The organism is Nocardia macrotermitis (genome assembly GCF_009604405.1).
In the GTDB taxonomy this organism is placed as follows: Bacteria; Actinomycetota; Actinomycetes; order Mycobacteriales; family Mycobacteriaceae; genus Nocardia; species Nocardia macrotermitis.
Genome location: NZ_WEGK01000021.1, coordinates 30,027 through 49,725, shown reverse-complemented (window position 1 = coordinate 49,725; position 19,699 = coordinate 30,027). Strand labels below are relative to the sequence as shown.

The 19,699-nt window shown below is 62.8% G+C and carries 1 protein-coding gene (running past one end of the window); it reads right to left on the bottom strand.

Annotated features, from left to right (window positions below):
* Window positions 1-140 precede the first annotated feature (140 nt).
* A protein-coding gene (locus tag NRB20_RS33030; RefSeq protein WP_153415345.1) for a C2 family cysteine protease crosses the window boundary here: on the bottom strand, window positions 141-19,699 show its 3' end. Its footprint extends 30,013 nt past the window's final position; 19,559 of the gene's 49,572 nt are visible here — the last part of the coding sequence; the start codon falls outside the window, past its right edge; its stop codon occupies window positions 141-143.

Here is a 19,699-nt window from a genome sequence, read left to right as displayed (position 1 = left end):
TACCGGCGATCATCGTGCGGTAGGCGCTCGACGGCGGTTCGCGCGGAATTGGGCAGCCGTCGAAAACCGCTACACGCGAACAACTCTCACACCTGAACGGGTACCGGCTGCCGGAGTCGCGTCGCATCGTGGTGGATCGGCTACCGCTCCTCGGTCGAGGGGAGCCAGGGCGGTGGCGGGGCGGCGTGTCCGGGAAGGTGCAGGTGGACGCGGTCGGGGTCGATTCCGTTGGCGTACAACAGATTCAGTACATCGGTGTGGAATCCCTGGAAGGCGCCGTGGCGGTGGTGTTGGAGTGCGGCGAAGATCAGCCCGGTGCGCAGGCCGCCGAAACTGGTGCCGCGGGGTTCGGCCGCGTAACCGACCCCGGCCATGACCTGGTCGACACCGGGCGGCACGTCCCACAGGAACAGGTGGCTGTGTGATTGCTGTACCTCGCGTACCCAGGTGAGCACTCGCTGCACCGCGTCCTGGTCGCGCAGGAAGATCACGATGCCGTCGTTGCGTCGATGCACGGGGCCGGCCACCTTCGCCGCGTAGACGCCGGGGAACCGGCCCGGGTTGTCCACGACCTCCCTTACGAGGTGGGCCATCAGTGAGGGCCGCGCGTCGGCGATGGGGTTCAGATATACCTTGAAACCGATGTCGTCCTGGCCCATCCCGTCCGGTGGATCCACTCGTAGGTAGTGCACGAACTCCAGATCCTGCGGATTCCAGTTCCGGGCGTTGTACGGGGTGAGCATGCCCACCCCCTGGATGACCGCGGCCTGCCCGGGGCCGGCCGCGCGCCCGGCCAGGATCTGCGCCATCGCGTCGATGTAGCCGCCGGCATCGGTCGCCGGATCGCTCGCGCCCCGGTCGCTGTAGAGGGTGTAGATGTCGTTCTCGTCCTGGATCCTGTCGCGATAGCCCCAGAGGCCCTGGAGGAAGAGGTCGAAACTCTCGCGCGACAACTCCGGAACGGGCAGCCCGGTGTTCGCGTAGGACTGGTCCCGCAGCAGCAACAGGTCATCGAATGCCACGCCCTGAGGCAGTGAGGTGCGCAGAACGTCGAGCGGGCGCGGTTGATCGAAGAGGTCCGGACGGTCGCGCAGGATGTGGGCCAGGTCCGCACCCGGTAGGGAGGTGGTCGGGTGGGTGCCTGGGCGGCTGGGCGGGAACAGACCACCTGCGAACCACGGAAGTTGTACGGGCGCAGGTAGTTCCGCTGCGGGGGGTGCGGCCGATACGAGTGTCGCGTCGGTGTTGTTCTGTTGCGTCGTAGGTCCAGGTCCGTAGGCTGCGTATGCACCATGGCCTGCCGCGGTGATCGCGTAGAACTTCGACATGTGTTCGCGTCCGACGGCGAGGACGCCGGTGCGTTTCGGAACCGGAACCGTCGGCCATGCGTGGAAGGTGCCGGGTTCGTGGAGGTGGGGGTTGCGGCCCGGGACCTTCTCCAGGACGCTTCCCGAGGGCAACAGGTGGTACTCGGTGCCGTTGCGCAGGCGCCAGGCTTGGTGATCACGCATGACTCGGTGTTCGAGACCTTCCGGGGTGCGGAGGTAGCTCTCACCGGCGGCTGAGAGGCCGACGATCGTGTTGTCGGGGTCGCGACGGTATTCCGTCGCGACGGTAGGGGTGAAGAAGTCGGTGACGATGCCGTGCAGACGGCCGCCGGTGTCGCGACCGGTTTGCGGATCGCCGACGCGGAAGTAGGTGATGTCGCGGGTGGGGTCGTGGCGGTAGCGGACGCCGTGGTCGTCGATGTATCCGGTGCCGCCGGGATCCAGGCGGGTCTCGATTCCGGCGATCGGCCACGGAGAGAAGAGATAAGTGTTGTGCGGGTTCTCCAGGATCAGCCGGACGGGTTCGCCGGTGTGCGCGTCGTATTCGAGGCCCAGAACCGCGTAGGAGTGCTGGGTGGCCAGGCCCGGTACCGCGGTGCGATTCACGTTACCGGGCCCGAACGGCTGCGTGCCGATGAGTACCGTGGCTCCGCGTTTGAGCAGGTATTCGATGCGTCGCAGGGCCGCGGTCGCGGCGGTTTTCTGGAGGTCGGACTGTAGGGGGTCCAGTCTGTGGCCACTGGTGAGCTGGCGGTAGTACTCGGCCACGGCGGCTTTCTCGGCCCGCCATTTCGCCGGGAGGACACCGTCGAGATATCTCTGGAACACCGCGGCCGCGTTGGCATGCTCGGTGTCCAGGTAACGGTTCCAGGCGACTTGCTGGTCGTGCTCTGCGGGGTGGGTCTGCTGGATCCGTTGCCATTCGGCCGCACGCGGTGCGCCGGTCTGTTCACGCCAGTGCTCGTAGTACCCGGGGAACTCGTCGATGAACTGGGGATCGGCGTTGGGGCCCAACAACTTCCGCAGCTCGTTCGAGCCGAGGCGGAACGGATGCAGTACCCATTCCGAGCCGACGGCTGTGGGGCGTGGTGTTCCGGTTCCCGCTTCGTAGTACTCCCGGCCGAGATGGTCGAGAACGGTACTGGATGTGAGTGGTGCGGTGGCGTAACCGTCCGCGAGGGCGAATCGTCGCAGGTAGGCTTTCTCGATCATCACCGCCCAGATCGGCTTACGGAGTTCGTGGTGAATGCCGTATGGGCTGTCCCAGCGTTGTTTTTCCACCCGCACCCATTCGGGTTTGCCGTCGATGAAGAAGCGGACACCCGCGGTGCCGTCCTTGTAATCGGTGAGCATGTCCAGAATCGCCTGGGGATGATCGTTGACCATCGCCTTGAGGGGGGCGAGGATCGCGCAGGTATTGGTCCCTCCCTGCCGGAGGTCCTCGGGGTGGATTTCGGGTGTGCCGTCTTTCGAGATGTGGAACAGCGGGTGATCGTGTAGATCGATGAGTTTGGGCAGGGCCGGAATCACGTCGTGGCCGCCGGTGACCGCGATCCACTTGTCCTGGCCGGGCAGTTTCATCCAGCGTGAGGTGTCATCCCGGGGCGCGGCGATCACGGGTGTGCCGGCGGGCACGGTCAGGGCTCGGGGTTGGCGGTTGGAGGCCGAGGTTCCCGCGATGCGGGTCTGTCCGCCGGGCAGGTCCCAGTGCAGTGTTCCGGTCGTGCTACCCGGTGCGTCCTGTCGGAAGTGCGTCACCGCGTCGAGCAATACGGTCGGCAGATAGGCGGGTTGCCCGGTCGGGTCCTGGTATTGGTAGTGCATTCCCTTACCGGGAACGTGTCCGACGGTGGCACGCACTTGTCCGGAGTTGTAGAACCGGTGTGGATTGCCGTCGAGGTCGACGAGTGTGAGGACCTGGTCCGCGCCCGGTGCGTTCGGCCAGGGCAACTCCACCGGCAGCGGGAGCGCCGGAAACTTCTTCGCTTTTTCCCCGACCGACAGATTCACCAGGTACTCGCTGGGATCCAGTGGTTTCGCCTGCAGCAAGGACCAGTCGAAGGTCTTCGGGAATTCCGGCCGCCGCTGCGGGATATCGGTGACCGGGACCTGGTCCGTGGACAACTGCTGGTCCAGGTGATCACCGAAAACCGTCTGGCCCTCGGTGGCGGCGGTAGTGGATGTCGGCGCGGGGGGTGTCGCGTGCGTGGGGGTGTCGGTGGGGGACGCGGTCGTCAGTGCGGCGAGCGTGCCACCCTCGGGGGTGTCGGTGGGGGCGCGAGGCTGTGCGGCGGGTGAGCCCTGGTTGCCGTGTGCGTGGGGCGTGTCGGTCGGTGGTGCGCCGATACGGGTGTTGCCGAGTGTGGTGAGGCCGGTGAGGGGTTGTCCGGGGATGGTGTCGGGGTCGCCGTCGGGTGTGTAGACGGCTGTGGCGATGGCGCGTGTGGTCGGGGGTTGGTAGTCGGCGAAGGGGATGGGGGGGCTGGTGGTGGCGGGGTCGTAGACCTTGATGGTCCCCTTGTCGTTGTAGTAGACGGTCATGTGCGCGCCGATGCCGAGTTCGTTGTCGCCTGCGGTGTATTGGTCGATGACGTGGGCGAGGGCGCCGTCTCCGAGGCTTTCGAGTTGGTTTGTGATGAGGGTGCGGTTCTCGGTGGCGATAGTTTGTAGTGATCTGCCGGTGATCGTGTGGAAAGCGGGGCCGGTCATGCCGGTCAGAGGTGTGAGGGGGGTAGTGGGTGCGGCGAACGGGGCGTGGCCGTTGCGGTCGGTGAAGTGCGTTTCGGTGAATCGCATGGCCAGTGGTACGCAGTTGGGGCGAGGGATCGCCGCTATTTCTTCCGGGGTGATTTTCTGGGCGGCCCGTGGTCCGGCCGCTGCTACGAGTTTTGCGAGTCCTTCCGGCTTGGTGTCTCGATCGATTCCCACTCGAGTTTGTAGTTTTCTCAGCGAAAGATTCACCGTATCAGGGTGCGGGAACCCGGAACGATTCTTTTGCTGTAGGGCTTTTGCGATGACTTTGCCGGATTTGTATCCGGCGGTGGCGTAGAGCAGGTATGTGCGTTGATCGCCTGTGATCGAGAGATCCCTGGGGGCGCGTTCGGCCTGCGTGGGTTCGAGTCGTGGAGAGAGGTCTGTGTGGGGGTGCGGGGTCTGGCTTGTGGTTGGTGTGGGTGTGTCGCGGTGTGGGGTGGAGCCGTCGCTGCGGCTGGGTCTGTCGCTCGCTCCGACTAGGCGAGCGCGGACTCGGGTGATGTCATCCTGGGTGATCACTGTCAGTCGCTTGGCCTCCTGGATGAGTTTGGTATGCCCGTTTTCATTGTGGGCAACCGGGAATTCCAGTCGGTCGCTGAGCTGTTGCAGCACGCTCCTCACCGACGATTCTCTGAAATTGGTGTATCGGGGAGCCCCGGTTTGTCGGAGGGTGTACGCGACGGCGACGTCGTCGCGGAATTCAGCGGCTACGTACAGAGCGATCGTGCGTTCATGGGCGGTAACGGTGACTTCTTTGTTGTTCGTGAGTGTGATCTTCTTGCCGTGGGTGAATACGAGTGTGTCCGGGTCGAGCTGTTCGGTGAGGCGTTCGACGAGAGCTTTTTCCGCTGCCGTGAATGGGGGGTCGGCCCGTGGTCCAGCCGTCGCCACGAGGTGGGTGAGTCCTTCCGGACCGGTGTTCGGCGTGAATCCCAGTCGCAGTTGTAGTTCTTCCAGCGACTCGTTCACTGTGCTGGCGTTCGTGTGGAAGGGTGGGTCGTGTTCGGCGAGGGCTTTTGCGATAGCCGCGCTGGAGGTGTATCCGGCGGTGTAGAGCAGGTATGTGCGTTGAGGACCTTCGATCGAGACGTACCGGGCGGGCACGGTGACCGTGTCGTGGTCGGATCGTCCGGTGGGGTGGCTGTTCGACGCTGTGACCAGCCCCTGGGTGGGTGTGTCGAGGTCCTTCTTGTCAGCACCGGTGTCGGTGGTGCCAGGTGCCGGGTTGGTGGTGTCGGGCATTGATGTATCGGCCGCAGGGCTGTCCGGGCCGAAATACGTCTCGAGCAAGTACGGATCAATGGTGATGTCGTCGGAGTTGTCGGAGAATTCGTCGAATACTTCCGAGGCTCTCTCCTCGGTTGCGGGGATGTCGGTTGTGGTATCGATGTTGTCCGGGGGGCCGCGTGTGGCGGGTATGTCGAGGTTCGTTGTGTAGTCGAAGTTGTGTGTGGGGGTGTTGGGTATTGTGAATGGGCTGAACGGTCCCGGCCATTCCATGTCCATTGTGGGGAATGCGGTTGAGAAGGGGGATAATTCGGTTGAGGGGGCGGGGAAATCGTTGATGCTCATCGGTTCGCCGCCGTAGTGCATCGGTGTGATTTCGCCGGGAATATGGAAATCGTGGGGTAGGGCGATAGGGCCGTATTCGTAGGCTGGGTCGGTGGCTTGTGTGTCGGTGTTCTCTGATGGAGCGATGTCCATCGAGTCGTCGGTGTAGTCGGGCAGGTTGAGGTCGTCTAGCTGATGTGTCAGGTCGGTGGTGTTCTCGGTCGGGTCGATGGTCATCGGTTCGTCGGCGGGGTCGTGCGTGGGTGTCGGGAGATCGAAATCGTCGGTGTTTTTCTGGGCGACTGTTCCGGTCTGTTTGGCCCACATGATGAGCGCGTTGCGCCCCGCATTGCGAATGAGCTGAATTCCTGTTTTTTCCCGGAGTTCGGTGAAACGTTTTTGCACCAGCTGTTTGGTGACGTCCTCGTATTCGGGATTGTCGGGATCATCGAGGTTATCGAGCAGCGTCACGATCTCTTGGTCGGTGTATCCGACGACGAGGTATGACAGGAATGTGTGTTGATCTTTGGTGAGTTTTATGGTGGTGCCGGTCTCGTAGGTGTTGTCGCTGTTGTGGCGTACATGGATGGTGAATTGGCCGGGTCTGCGGTGGTAGTGGTGGCGGGTGCCGTCGGGGTGCTCGATGGTGAAATTCGTTGTTCGGATGAGCTCGACCGTGGCGACCAGGATCAGGGGAGTGTCGCCGTGGCCGAGCAGGCGGGTGCCGGTATCGGCGTAGGGAGCATCCAGCTCGCTGAGCGCGTTGATTTCGTTCTCGAGTATTTGGGCGCGTTCTTCGGCGAACCAGGTCTCGAGCTGTGTCGCGCTGGCTGCGGATGGAGCGGATCGGTCGGGGTGTGTGAGTGCGAGTGTCCGACGTCGGGCCAGTTCGGCTATGCGTTTGTCGTCGAGGCTGTCGTTGGTGATGCGTTCACGGTAACGGTCTCGATTGTTTTCGAGGTGCTCGACGAGCTGTTGGCGCATCTTTCGTGAGTCCTCCTGGCCTGCTGTTCGCGCTGCGGCGGCGATCAATAGGGAGGGGTCTGTGCCAGGGGCGACGTGGTTCCAGTTCACCGGTGAGGTGCGCGTGGTGTTGGTGGATGTGGGTGTGGCGGGCGTGTGGATGAGAATGGCGGTGATCTGGGTGCGGTCGAGGGTGGTGAGTGTGTCTCGGATTCGATCATTGGTGGCGGCGGTGGCGGTGGTCCAGTGGTGGGGGCGGGCGGGTGTGGACAGGTGGATGCGGGTTCCGGAGGGGAGTTCGTTGTGGCTGAGCCTGCGTGAGAGCTCGTCGATGTGGAGTGCTTCGAATCCGTATGCTCGACCCGCGGCTGGTGCGTTGGTGTTGTCCTCGGGTGCGTCGAGTGCGGTGTCGCCGGTGTCGCTTCGGGTGAGCTCGCCTGTCTGCTTGGCCCACGTGATGAGGTCGGCGCGCCCCGCGTCGTAGGTGGCCTCGATCCCTACTCGTGTGCGGAGGTTGGACTGCGCGGATGCCATTGACTTGACGGTGGCACGCGCGAACTTGATTTCAGGATTGTTGCTTTGTTGGAGGATTTTCGCGATCTCCGCATTGGACTTTCCGGCGACGAGGGGTAGTAGGTACGCGCCTTCGTGAGTGCTGAGTTCTATGGTGGTGCCGGTGTAATAGGTGCCGTTGTGGTCGTGGCGTATATGAATGGTGGGTTGGTCGGGTGTGTTGCGGTAGTGGTGTTGGGTGTGATCGGGGTGTTCGACGGTGAAGTTCGTTTTCGGAGTGAGGTTGATCGCGGCGACGAGGACCAGCGGGGTGTCGCCGTGGCCGATGAGTCGGTACTGGTTGTCGATGTAGGAGCTATCTGTGTTGCGGAGCGTGGCGATTTCGTCGGCGAGTATTCGGTTCATTCGTTCGACGAGCCATGGTGTGAATTGTGCGATGTGGTCCGGGTCTGTGGAGGATTGGTCGGGGTGGGTATCGAGGAATTCCTGGTGCAGGCCGGGTCGACCGATTACTTGTCCGTCGAGGACGTCGTTGGTGATGCGTAGGTGGTAGTCGAAGAAATTGGCTCCGAGGTGGTCGGCTAGTCGTAGACGCATCTGGTTCGGGTCGTCTTCGCCTGCTATTCGTGCCGCTGTGGCGATGAGAGGGTGGTGTGTGCCCAGGGCGGCGACGCGATTCCAGCGTGCCGGGATGGTTGTGGTGGTGTCGGGTTCGGGTTCGCGGATGGTCGGGTAGTTCTGTTCGGATGTGGCTGCGGCTTCCGCGTGGGGGTGCGCGGTGGAACCGTCACCGAGGTTTATTCGGCGCCGGAAATCGTCTATCTCTTCGTCGGTGATCAGATTCCGCGCCTTGGCCGCGTCCACGAGACCGTCGTATGCATGCCCATGCCTACTATGCGAGCGCTTACCGCCTGGTGCCGTGACGATCAGGTCGCTACGAAGACTCCACAATGCGTTGTTCACCGCTGACGCGTTGATATCTTCCGGATTCCTGTGCCAAAAAATTATCACGTTCCCACTGCGGTGGATCTTGACGGCTTTCGCGATATTGCTGCCGGTGGGTTTATCGAGTACGGCGACGTACAGCAGGTACAGGTATGTAGGTGAATTTTTCCAGACTTTGCTCCTCACACCGATGCGTGGGGCGTCGTCGACCGAGGCGCGGTGCCTGGACGCGCGGGTTCGCCGCCGCCTGAAAGTAGAGGGTGCCGAAGTCGGCTCGGTGCCGAAGTCCATCGGTTCGGGGGTGTTGTCCGGTGGTGCGCCGATACGGGTGCCGTGGAGTGCGTCGACGCCATTGTCGAGGGAGTTGGGGATGAGGTCGCGGGTGCCGTCGGGTGTGAATACGGCTGTGACGATGGCGTGTGAGGTTGGTGTTCGGCGCGGGTCGAACGGGGGGTGGGTGGTGCGGTCGGCGGTGGTGGTGGCGGGGTCGTAGACCCTGATGACGCCTTTGTAGTTGTAGTAGACGATGGCGTGTGCGCCGATGTCGTTGTCGTTGTCGGATTTGTAGCGGTTGATGACGAGTGCGAGGGCCGCGTGCCCGAGGGTCTCGAGGTGTTGTGCGATGCGGGAGTGGTCGGCGACGGTTTGTAGCGGTCCGCCGGCGTGGCCCGAGTAGTCCTCGCCGCCCATGCCGTTGAGGAGGCTGTTGATGGTGGTGGTGTGATTGTCGCTGGGGCGTTTGATGTCGATGGCGGTGGGGTCGAGGCCGCGGCGTTCGAAGTGGTCTACGCCGAAGTGGAGGGTGTCCGGTGCGCAGTTGGCGGTGAGGGTTGGTGCGGTGTGGTCGGTGGGGCGTGTTTCGGAGGAGTTGGGGGTCGGGGCGTTGCCGCGGCTGTCGTGGTCGTGGTGGGTGGTGGAGTCCGGGACAGTCGGGGCCTGTGCGGTGGAGCCGTCGCCGGTGCCGGCCCGGGTATGGCGATCGAGTCTGGCTATGTGACGCTCGGTGATCACTCCCAGCGCTAGGGCCTGCCTTACGAGTTCCGCGGGCTCGCGTGTCCGAGGGTCGTCCTTGATCCGCAGCCGGTTGCGTAGTTTGAGCCGCGAAGATTTCACTGTTGCGCCTGAGGCGTTCCGGTAGTCGCGATGCTCGGTCGTCCGGAGGGCTTGCGCGACCAGCTCGTCGTTCCAGCGCTGGATTGTTTCGTTCCTGTATTGGTTGGTGTAGAGCAGGTATGTGCGGTAGCTGCCAGGGACGAACACGTCGCCGCTGGGAAGTGAGATTTTTTTGCCGTTGAGTATGACCGGGTCGGGAAGACCAGGGGGTGGGGTGGATTCATAGTTCGGCGCGTCGCTGCGGTGGATGTGAGGTGGCTGGGTGGTGGGTTGTGTGGGGTTGCGGTCGCTGTGCGGGACGGTTGAGGCTTGCGCGGTGGAGCTGTCGCCGAGTATGACCGCGTTGGGATAGGGGTCCCAGGTGATGTCCTGGGGTTCGGCGGATTCATCGTCTGGACTGGTCGGGGCTGGGATCTCGCTTATTTCGTCCGAGGTGATCAGCTCCAGTGCCTTGGCCTGCGCGACGAGCTGCTTGTAGCCGATCTCCCTAGGGGCCCTCAACTGCTGCCGCAGTGCCGCCAGTGACTGTTGCACTTCCCTGGCGTTGATGAGCGCGTAGGAAAGACCGCCGATTCGCCGGAGGGTTTCCGCGATGTCGAGACCGGATTCATATCCGCTGGCGGCGTAGAGCAGGAATGCGCGTTGTTGGCCTCGGAGTTCGACCACGGTGCCGTCGTCAAGTGTGGCTGTGGTGCTGTTTTCGGGGGGTCTGGTTGGGTTATGGATGCCGTATATATCGGCTCGGCTGATCAAGTTTTTTCTCAGGGCTTGCTTTACGAGCCCCTGGCGGTCACCTCTCTCACCTTTCTCCGTGTACTTCAGATCCCGGGTGAGTCTCCAGAGCCCGTGCGTAACTGTTTCGGTAGTGATCTTCTCGTACTCGGGATCGCCGGAATTCCGGAGGGCTTGCGCGATGGCGTGGTCGTGGTGGTATTTGGCGGCGTAGAGCAGGTACACGCGTGCTTTGCTGCGGCTACGTGCCCGTGGTGTGGTCGGGCGTGGCGGATCCTGCGTAGGGGTGTCGTCGTTGATTACGGCCGTGTCGGCCTCGGGTGGATCGATGTCCATTGGGGCGGGACCGCTGGTTGCCGCGTCGTCGAGGACGCCTGCGTCGAAGGCGGGGCGTTGCGGGTCGTCGAGGGAGATGAGCGCGGTGGTGCGTCGGATGCGGCGTGTTCGGCTTGCGCCCGGTGCGGTGCGGCGTGGCGCCTGTGTGGGTCGCCGGGGGATGTCCTCACGAGGGGCGAGGTTGATCGGTTCGGGAAGCCCGGGATGTGTGGCCGGGGCTGGGATCTTGCTTATTTCGTCCGGGGTGATCAGTCGGTCCTTGACCAGCTCTACGAGATCGTGGTGGCTTGGATCTGCTGTGATCCCCAATTGCTCGCTCAGGTCGAACAGCGACTTTCCCACCTCGAAGGGGCTGACGAACGCGTAGGAAAGACCGCCGACTTGCCGGAGGGTTTCCGCGATGTCGCGGTTGGATTTGTATCCTCTGGCGGCGTAGAGCACGAATGCGCGTTGTCGTCCTTCGAGTACGACCGTTTTCTCGGGGTTATTGTCGAGTGTGATCGTGGTTGTGCGTTCGGGGGGTCTGATCGGGTTATGAATGCCGTATATGTCGGCGTCGGTGATCAGCGTCTCGCCCAGGGCCTTCTTTACGAGATCCTCGCGCGATACAACACCCCTCTCATCTCTTTCCACCGTGACATTCAATTGTGAGCTGATGTAGTCGAGCGCGGCTGCCACTGCTCTGACCTTGGTGTTCTTGAACTCGGGAACATCGGATTTCCGGAGGGCATCCGCGATGGCGTGGTCGTAGTTGTATTCGGCGGCGTAGAGCAGGTATACGCGGTCTTTGCCGCCGAGGTTGATATATGTAGTCGTGTGATGGCCGAGTGCTCGGCTTGTGGGTGGTGCGGTGGGCGGTGGAAGCAGATTCTGTACGGGAGTGTCTTCCGGCGGTGCGCTGATGCTGTGGTTGTGCGGTAGTCGGGTGGGTGTCGTGGTGCTGTCTTGGGCTGTGGTGTCTTCGACCGGAGGAAGGTCCATCTGTGGGTCGAGGTCCATCGGGGTGGGATCGATGGCAGCCGCGTCGTCGAGGGTGGGTTCGAATGTGTCGCGATGTGCCTGGCTCGGCGTGCTGGATGCGGGTGCGTCAGTGTGTGTTGGGAGTGGTTGGGCGGCGGGTTGTGGGTTGGGCCTGTTTCGGGGCGTGGGGTCCGCGTACAGGTCTGCGTTCGAGTCGGGACTGTCTGGTGCGGGGGTGTTTTCCGGTGGTGCGCTGATGTTGTGGTTGTGGGGTGGCTGGGTGACGGTGTGTGTGGGCGGGGTGTGGCGGCGTTCGTGGTCGCTGCGGGGGGCGGTCAAGGGTTGCGTGGCGGGGTGTGCGGTGGAGCCGTCGGTGCGGGTCTGGCGGTGGAATTTGTCGAGTTCGTCCTCGCTGAACATGTTCAGTTCCGCGGCCTGCTCTGCCAGGCTGCGGCCCTGGGGATCATCGGCATCGATCCCGAGATCCCTTTTCAGCGCGTACCGCGAAAATTGCACTGCGGCGGCGGTGGTGTTCTTGTAGAGGCGATCCTTGGTATTTCGGAGTTCTCGCGCGGTCAACCAGTCGTACTTGTATTCGGTGAGGTAGAGCAGGTGCGTGCGTTGATGGCCGGTGACGTACTTCTTCCATCCGGCGGTGGGGTGAGTGACCCAGGCGTGATCGAGGATGACCGGGGCGGAGACAGAGCTGGGTTGCCGCGTGGTGGGGTGTGCGGTGGAGCCGTCGGTGGGTTCGGTTCGGAGGTGGAGGCGGAGTTTTTCTATGTCGCCCTCGGCAATCAGGTTCTCTTTGATGGCCGCATCTACGAGCCCGGGGCGCGGGCGTACGCCGTAGACAGGCTCGACCTTCAGCGCCGTGCGAATGTCATTCAGCGCACCCTTCACTGCTTTGCCGGTGGTGCGGTTGTAATCCGGGTATTTGGGATGGCGGAGCTTCTGGAGGGCATCCGCGATGTCGGGGTCGTACTTGAATACTGAGGAGTACAGCAGGTATGTGCGTTGCCGGGGGGTGAATTCAATGGCTTTACCCTCGACTCGGATCGTCACGTTGCGGGTGAGTACGCCGGCGTCGAAGTCGGGTGTGGTCGGTTCTGTGGTCTCGGGTATTTCGTCCAGGGTGATCAGACCCAGATCCTGGACCTTCTTCCTGAGTGCTTTATGGCCTTTCTCTACCGGAACATCCAGTTGTCCGCTCAGGTCTATCAGAGACGCCTGCACCTTGTTTGCGTAGATGAGCGCGTAGGAAAGACCGCCGATTCGCCGGAGGGTTTCCGCGGTCGCCTTCGTTGTGTATCCAGCGATGGCGTAGAGGACGAATGCACGTTGCTGGCCTTTGAGTTCGACCACGGTGCCGTCGTCGAGTGTGGCCGTGGTGCTGTGCTCGGGGGGCCTGGTCGGGTTGTGAATGCCGTCTATGTCGGCCTCGGTGATCAGTTCCGCCTGCAGGGCGGCTGCTACGAGAGCCCTGCGTGAAGCACCTCTCGTACCCAGGGTTCCCGCGACCCGCTGTTCCTCGGTTCCCGGGATCTCCAGTAGCCGGCTGATGTTATCAAGCGCAGACATTACGTAAACGCTGTGGGCGTCGCTGAAATTGGGATCGCCGGACTCCAGGAGAGCCGTCGCGATATCGTCGTCGTAGTCGTATTTGGCGGCGTAAAGCAGGTATACACGTGCTTTGCCGCGGAATGCTCCGATTGCGGTCGGTGGTAGCGGCTCTAGTGTGGGTGTCGAAATCGGCGCGGTATTGATGTTCGTGCCCCGGGGGCTTGATCCGGGGGCCCGCTGCTCGGCGGTGACGTAATATGACGCGCCGAGGCGTTCCGCCACCACATCCGATTTCGAGTCGACGATTCCCTGGTAGCCGTCTTCCTTGCCGAAATAGAGCGCATAGGCTTTTTCGATCATCGCCGGCCAGAGCGGTTCGCCCGGACGATGCCCGGCGAACAGCGTTTCCCCGGTCAGCGGATTGACATTGATCTCTTTGGTCACGCGTATCCACACGGGCGTACCGGCATCGACGAAGCGCACCGCCACGGTGCCGTCCTCGTGGTCGTGGAGCATGTCCAGGATCGCCTGCGGCTTCTGGCTGGCCATCGACTTCACCAGCGCGATCAGACCAGAGTCCCCCAGTTCGCCTGGACGCGCGTCCTGTGCCCACGGGTATTCGACGCCGGTCGGCGCCGTCCGGAACAACTTGTCGCCACGCCGATCGTCGAGCACCGGTAGCGGGGAGAAGATCGTGTCCGATCTGCTGATCAGGAAGGTGCCGTCCTGCTTCGGAACCTTGACGTACATGTAACCATCGGGTCCGGGTTTGGCGACCAGGGTGCGGGTGTCGGGCGCGAGGCGAAGCGTGGTCACCTCTCGGTTCCGGTTGAGGGCGGTAATGCGAAGCTCACCGCCCTTGTTCTCCCACCGCATCGTTCCGGACCTACCGCCCGGGTCCATATCGAAGGTGAGGTCGCGCACCAGTGCCGGCGCAATATTTACGTACGCGCCGTGCGGGTTGAGAAATTGTAAGAATTCCCTTCCGCTGTCCGACGTGACGACCTCGAATCGTATTTCTCCGGAATTCTTGAAATCGTAGGGCACGCCGCGGCTGTCGAGCACGGTCAGCATAGGCTCACCGCTGTCTCCGACACGGTCTTTCACCGTGATCGGAACAGGGACCGTCGGGAGGAATTTCCGCTTGTCGGCGGAGTTGAGATTGTCCAGTCTATGTTCGTTCGACAAGGGCTTCGGCTTGTTGTCCGAGGAGGATCTCGGTTCGGATTCCTCGGCTGATTGCTGCTCGGGATTCGAAGATGGCTGCGGTTCGGCTCCCGAATCGGGCGCGGCGGGGATGGTCTCGGACGTACCCGGGGCATCCTCGTGCGCCTCTGCCACCGCCATCTCGGACGTGGACTTCGGTGCGTCCGTTTTCTGCTGCGCTGGCTCCTTCGGCCCGTAGAGGTCGTGTACGGCGGGGCCGCTGACCTGCATGAGCCAGAATTTCGGCAGATGATCGCGGTGGATCGAGAGGAGGCCGCCCCGCCTCGGAATCGTCGGATCGAGATTCTCGTGCAGCTGCTCCTTGATCGGGTCCCATTTTCCGTCCGGACGCTTCTTGTAGGTGCGGTCGTCGGTGTTGCGGCGCCAGTACTCGGTCTTCCCGTCGGCCGAGCGTTGGTATCTGCCGTTCTTCACTACCTTGTGTTCGACACCCGTCGGGGTGCGGTGGTACCGCGCGCCCCGCGCGGTGAATCCGTATACCGCGCCGCTGGCGTCTCGCCGGAATTCCGCACCGTTGCCGGGCGCGAAGTAATCGGTCACCACATGCTCCAGCGCACCACCGGGCCCGCGCCCGTCCTGCGCGTTGCCGACCCAGTAGTAGTCGATTTCCTCGGCCTCGTCGCGGCGGTGCCAGACGCCGGGAGCGATCTCGGTGCGCTCCCAGGGCCGCGGGTCGAGGCGGTAGTCGATGCCGTCGCCGGTCGGCGGATAGGTTTTGCTGTGGTCGTGCGAATTGTCCATCAGAATTCGCTCGGGTTCACTGGTCTGCGAACCGTGTTCGAGGCCGACCATGCCGTAGGCGTGGTTACTGAGCAGACCCGGAACCGCATCGCTGTTTTCGGTGCCGGGTCCGAATGTGCGCGTCGAGAAAACTATTGTGCTACCACGTTCGTGCAGATCCTTGACCCGGTCGGCAACCGCTTGTCCGGCAAGCGTGGCCTTGCCCTCCAATATGCGATCGGTCGGCGCGCCGGACTGCACGTGGGCCATGAATGCGACCAGTGCGGTCTTCTGTTTCTCCCACTGCCCGGGGAAAGTCTCGTCTAGGAATTCACTCAACCCCTTCGGACTGTCCATGTCGAACCATTCCTGGGATTGACGATCGTGACTGTTCCGGAGCCACGTGCGGTAGGCGTCTGCGACCAGACGGGAGAATTCCGGATCGCTGTACCCGCCCAGTAGTTTCCGTAGTGTGTCCGCGTCGAACAAGGCCGGATGCAGCAGGTGTTCGTTGATCGCGCGAGTGGGTTGCATCCGCCGCATACCCGTCTCGAATCGCAGGATCCCGAGGTGCTCCAGGATGTCCCAGAACGTATCGTTGATGCCCTGGTAACCGTCTTCCCCGCCGAACCGCTTGGCGTAGGCCTTCTCGATCATCGCCACCCACAGCGGGCCTCCGGGGGCTTGTCGTGCGAAGAGTGTTCTCTCGGAATCGTTGTCCTCGACGGGGAGCCACTTGTCCACTCGGACCCATTCGGGTTTGCCGTCCACGACGAACCGCACGTCGACCGTGCCGTCTCCGTGGTCTTTCAGCATCGCCATGATCGCGTCCGGATGATCGGTCGCCATCGCTTTCAAGGGAGCCAACAGGCCGCAGTCGCCGAGCGTGCCCTGACGAACGTCGTGTGGTACCGGTCGGAGGACTCCCTTGGGGGAGGTGCCGTACAACGGATCGTTTCGCCGATCGGAGAGTTTCAGCTTCGGCAGCACGGTGGTCGGAGCGGTCACCCGGAACCATTGCGATTTCCCGGGGTTCTTGATCCATCGCGATGTGCCATCCGCCGGCTTGACCACGACCAGAGCGTTGTGCTCGATGGTGATCACATTGGAGACATGGGTGGCCGGGTCGTAGGACTGAATGCGGGTTTGGCCGCCCGGGGTATCCAAGCGCAACGTGCCGGATGTCGCACCGGACAACCCTGCCTCGAAGGTGGCGTCGGCCAACAGCGCGACCGGAATCCGCAGCTTCGGCCCCTCGCCGCGGTCGATCAGATAATGCGGTTCGCCACCGTCCGGGGTGATCAGTGTGGTGCTGAAACTGCCCTGGTGGGGGAGTTTGTGTGCGTCGCCGTTCCGGTCTACGACAGTCAGCTGTCGCATCGCCGCCGGGTCCGTGCGACCGGGTAGACGGAGCGGAGCCGCGATCACCGGGAAATCCCTCGCCCGCGTCGCCTCGTCGAGCTGATCCAGCTCCTGGTGCTTCTGCAGCACCGGTGCCGCGAGCGCCTTCTCCGCGTCCGTCAGCTCCGCGGAGTGCTCGGTCTGCGAGTGCTGACCGGATCCGGTCGCGACATCCTGCGTCGCCGATTGTACGGCGGGCGCGTGCTCGAGTGACAGCTGCTCGAGCTGGAGATCGCCGGAATAGGAACCGTCACCGCCGTCGGACGAGGCCGACGGCGCACCGGGTACTTCGGGAAGGGCGAACCCGTCTGTCGACGACCCGTCGAACGTCTCGGAATCGTGACGAGCGAGCAGGTCAGGCTGGAAGGCCGCGCGCCTGCCAAGATCCTGACTACTGCGCGAATGCTGCTCCGTCGGTGGTGTGCTGCGTCGCCGCGTTGTGATATCGAGCGGCAGTGAGTATGGCGTCGTGACGAGTTTGTGTGCGGTGCGACCAGCTGTAGATATCGACTCGAGTTTCGGGAGGTGCGCGAGGCCGATGAAAACGATGCCGTCCCATTTCGGGACGGGCAGCATCATTTGCTGTGGAGTGAGGTGCTTCTCGATCTCCCACTGCTGCTCGTTCGCCTTTTTCACCATGATCGGCTCGCCCGGCCGCAACCGATACGTCGTGCCGTCGCGTTCCCGTCGTACGAGTCCGTCCGGTCCCTGGACGTACTCCGAGCCGTTCTCCAGTTTCACATAGCGCGCACCGTCGTGGGCGACGCCGTACACGGTGCCGTCGGGGTAGACACTGAACTCCGCACCGTTCGCGGGTTCGAACAGATCGGTGACGACGTCGGCCAATCTGCCATCCGGTCCACGGCCTGCCTCGTCGTCGTCGACTCGGTAGTACTCGATAGCCTCCAGCGGGTCCCGGCGATACCAAACCCCCCTCGCGACTTCGGTCGCAGCGTCGGGATTTGGATCGAGCCGGTGTTCGATACCTGTGGGCGGGGCGCGAGATGTGGTGTTCTTCTCGTGCGGATCGTCCAGGAGAAGTCCTATCGGCTGGCCATTGTTTTTGTCCGATTGAATACCGAGATAGATGTACTCGTGCCGACTGGGCAACCCCTGTGCCGAAGTCTCGCTGTCGCCGAAATCTTTTGTGCCGAGCAGTACATTGATACCGGCTCCCCGGAAGATCTCGAGATGGTTTGCGAATTGCCGCCCCGCGACGATGTGGTTGTCGGGCAGTCGATGCTCGTTCGAACTGCCGTTCAACTTGTCGTGGTAATCCGCGAGAGCATCCTTCTCTTGCTTCCATGCGCCGGGGAAACGGGAGTTCAGATAATTGCGGAACCCCGGGCCGGAGGCTAGATACTCGTTGGCGAAGAAGTCGTCCCATGCAGTGCGAGCAGCTTCGGCGTCTCCGGAATGAGCCGATGCTATTTCCGCCTGCTTCGACACTCGCTGGTTGTCCAGCGCCTCTCGCCAGTGGTTGTAGGAGTTCGCGGCCCGGTTGATGAATTCGGCGTCGGCGTCGGGCCCGAGCAACTTCTGAAGCGTGTTCGGGGCGAGCCCGAGCGGGTGCATCGTGGTGTCGCTGATCCGAGCCCTGTGCGCGTAGTAATCCAGCAGCGCGGATGCCAAGAATGCGTGTGCCATGCGATCGAGCAGCTGCGGGAAGTTCGGTGCGGCAATGCCGTGGTAGCCGTTGTCCTTGCCGAATTCCTTGGCGTATGCCTTTTCGATGAGTGCGGGCCAGAGCGGATCCGCGCCTTGGTGTCGGGCGAAATATCCGATACCGGTATCCGGGTCCACGTAGATCTTTTTGTCCACGAAGACCCACTTGGGTTTGCGATCGACGAAGAACCGGACCCCTACGATGCCATCGTCGTATTCGTGCACCATCTCCGAGATCGCCTGTGGGTGATCGGTTGCCAGCGCCTTCATGGCAGCGAACAGGGTGCGGTTCTGCGCGCGCCCCTGGCCTACGTGCTGAGGCCGTACCAACGGGTTTCCGGATTCGGTCTCGAATACCGGTGCGGCGCTTCGGTCAACGAGTTTCGGCAGTGGGGGCAGGATGTGGTCCGGAATCTCGACGCGGTACCACTCCGGTGCACTGGGATGTTTGATCCACCGGGATGTGCCGTCCCCGGGCCGTGCCACGAACGTGGTGCCGGAGTTCAGCACGAGTAATCTCGGCGCTCCGTCGGACTCACGAGTTGCCTCGATTCGGGTGGTGCCACCCAGGTCCTCCCATCGCACGGTATAGGAATCGCTACCCGGCGCATTCGGCTGGAAATCGAATCCCTTCGTCAAATGATCCGAGAGTCGAATGGTCGTCCGGTCCGGCATCTCGAGGTCGTGATACACCGTTCCATCGGCCGCCGTATGCTTCGTTGCCTGTGCTCGCCCTGTCCCGGGGAAACGATGATCGTTACCCGCCGCATCGATGATGGTCAGAGTCTTTTCGGCATCGCGCGTGCGGCCGGACAACTGGACCGGAACACCCAGTGGTGCACTGTCTTCGGCTTTCGCGGGCCGTGCGGGCGGCAGGAGCATTGCGGGGTCGAAACGCACCGGGTGAACGGGGCGACGCAGTGTGCGGGAATAGTACGTCGAGGTCGGATGCGTGCGTGGATGCGTGTCGTTCGCGTCGGCATGCTGTGGTTCGCGGTCTTGGTGAGCCCCCGGACCGTGCACGTGTATCTTCTCGAACTTCAGCACGTGTTCCAGTCCGACGGCGATGATGCTGTCCTGGTCCGGGATGGTTTTGTCTTCGGCGGATCCGGATTGGTGTGGTGTGCGGGATTCGATTCCTTCGGCGGTGCGTTGGAAGATGCCCGCGGGTGTGGCCTTGTACTCGGTTCCGTCGGTTGTTCTGGTGTAGCGGGCGCCGTCGGTGGTTATGCCCTGGACGATGCCGGTGTGGGTGTCGCGGCGGAATTCGGCGCCGTTGTTGGTGAGGAAGAAGTCGCTGATCACGCCATCCAGCACACTGGGGGCCGGACCGCGTCCGGTGATGGCGTTATCGATCTTGAAGTATTCGATTCCGGTGGTTTCGTCCTTGCGGTACCAGACCCCTGGTTCGACCGAGACGCTCTTTTCGGGGTGGGGGTCGGGGCGATGTTCGACGCCGGGTATCGGGTTCGGGTAGTCGGCGGTGTCGTCGCGTGGCTTGTCCAGCAGGATCTTGATCGGCTGGCCGGTGCGCCGGTCGAACTCGACACCGCGAGTCGGATACGCCTGCCCGGCAAGCAGTCCCGGGACCGCGGTGCTGTTGCCTGGACGGGATCCGAACGAATGTGTGCTGAGCACCACCATCGTGTCGTTCTGCAGCATGTCGTCGATTCGCCGAGCGAAGGCCCGAGCGACGAACATGTATTCATCGGGCAGTGTCGATGTAACCGGCTCCGCGGTGATGGAAGTGTAGTATTCCGCGACCTTGACGATCGCCTTCCCCCAGGAAATGGAGGTTTTCTCGTCCGGCGGGTCGGGTGAGTAATTGTCGTCCAGATAGTGCACCAATGCTTGCGCTTCGGTGAGCCGGTTGTCGTCGCCACGGTTCTCGATCCAATGATCGTGGGAATGGGCGATGGTTTCGGCGA